Source organism: Candidatus Nitrosotalea sp. FS (genome assembly GCF_011319475.1).
GTDB lineage: Archaea > Thermoproteota > Nitrososphaeria > Nitrososphaerales > Nitrosopumilaceae > Nitrosotalea.
Genome location: NZ_RCMC01000136.1, coordinates 1 through 1,377 on the forward strand (window position 1 = coordinate 1; position 1,377 = coordinate 1,377).

The following is a 1,377-nucleotide window of genomic DNA, read 5'->3' on the forward strand; positions in this document are numbered from 1 at the left end:
GGAAAGCTTGGAAAAGGTAGAATCAAATAGTAGGAAATTGGAGAAATAGAAAATGCCGATAACTGATCCACTAAAAAAATCAATAGCCCAGAAAGCTAGACTTCACTTTAAAGTCTGTTTCTCATGTGGTGCAAAAAATCCAATTAGTGCATCAAGATGTCGTAAATGCCACAATGTTTACCTCAGATTAAAGAACAGAACACTTGGAATTAAAAAGTAATTAACAATCTCCGCCGCATCCACAACTATCATCATGTGCCATTTTTAACGGGTTGTTAGCATCATGTTTTGCTTTTTGATAATGTGCGACATTTAGAATTCTTTCAGCAACAACAGGATTTGTTACATGGTTAGAATCAAGCCATTGTTCAATGTCATCTATTTTGTAAGCATTCCCACTTGATAGAATTTTTTTGAATGTCTCTCTAATAAGATCATCTTGTTCGCTACCAAGTGTTCCATTACAATCAATGGACGTAAGGTGATTCAGTAAAGCAAGTGAACTTTCTGAAAGGGTCACAAAGTACCCAATTTAGAATCGGTATAAGAATTTTCCAAGATCTCTTGATATATGGGTAACTNCTACAATCAATGGACGCTAGGTGATTCAGTAAAACAAGTGAACTTTCTGAAAGGGTCACAAATTACCAAATTTAGAATCAGTATAAGAATTTTCCAAGATCTCTTGATATATGGGTGACTGTAAGATTTTCCTGAAGATAATTTGTTTATTATCAATTTTAAAAACTATGATGAGATAGCAGGTACAAAATCTGCCCGTTTGGCAAAGAGTGCAGCAAAGATTGCAAAAAAACACAGAGTAAGAATTGTAGTCTGTCCTCCACAACACATGATGTCAGAGATGACCAGAGTTTCTTCAGATGTATTTGCACAACATCTTGACAATTCAAAGGTTGGCAGCACAACAGGTTTTGTCGTACCAGAGATTGTAAAAAAATCCAGAGNGCATCTTGACAATTCAAAGATAGGCAGTACGACAGGTTTTGTCGTACCAGAGATTGTAAAAAAATCCAGAGTCGAAGGGTCCCTCATAAATCACAGCGAACACAGAATACCACCAAATGAAATCGAAGAAATGGTAATCAGACTACGAGAGCTGAAAATGACATCAGTTGTCTGCGTACAGGATGTAAGCGAGGCATGGCAGTATTCAAAACTCAATCCAGATTACATAGCAATAGAGCCACCTGAGCTAATAGGTAGTGGAAAGGCAGTATCCAAAGAAAAACCAGAAATAATAATAGATGCAGTCAAAGCGGTAAAGAAAGCAAACAACTCCACCCAGTTGTTGTGTGGTGCAGGAATCATTTCAGGAGAAGATGTATCACGCGCATTAGAGCTTGGTGCAAAAGGAAT

General features: G+C 37.2%; 3 protein-coding genes and 1 pseudogene. 3 read left to right on the top strand and 1 reads right to left on the bottom strand.

All coding sequences use genetic code 11. The features are described from left to right. Positions 1-52: 52 nt before the first annotated feature. The gene (locus DYY66_RS04780) at positions 53-220 is read left to right on the top strand and encodes a 50S ribosomal protein L40e (RefSeq protein WP_148693668.1); all 168 of its coding nucleotides are present in this window, start codon (positions 53-55) and stop codon (positions 218-220) included. Here the strand turns inward: DYY66_RS04780 and DYY66_RS04785 are convergent, their stop codons facing one another. Beyond that, entirely contained in the window at positions 221-520 is a 300-nt protein-coding gene (locus tag DYY66_RS04785) for a hypothetical protein (RefSeq protein WP_166286668.1), read from the bottom strand. Positions 521-724: 204 nt separating this feature from the next. Here DYY66_RS04785 and DYY66_RS14160 point away from each other — a divergent pair. Beyond that, on the top strand, positions 725-965 hold a 241-nt coding region (locus DYY66_RS14160), incomplete at its 3' end, for a triose-phosphate isomerase (RefSeq protein ID WP_255496105.1). 1 nt (position 966) lies between these two features. After that, a pseudogene (locus DYY66_RS14165) lies at positions 967-1,377 on the top strand (triose-phosphate isomerase); the annotation flags it as partial.

Bases quoted from the DNA above. Each gene is read 5' to 3' on its own strand.
- DYY66_RS04780 (WP_148693668.1), top strand. From the start codon at position 53: ATGCCGATAACTGATCCACTAAAAAAATCAATAGCCCAGAAAGCTAGA.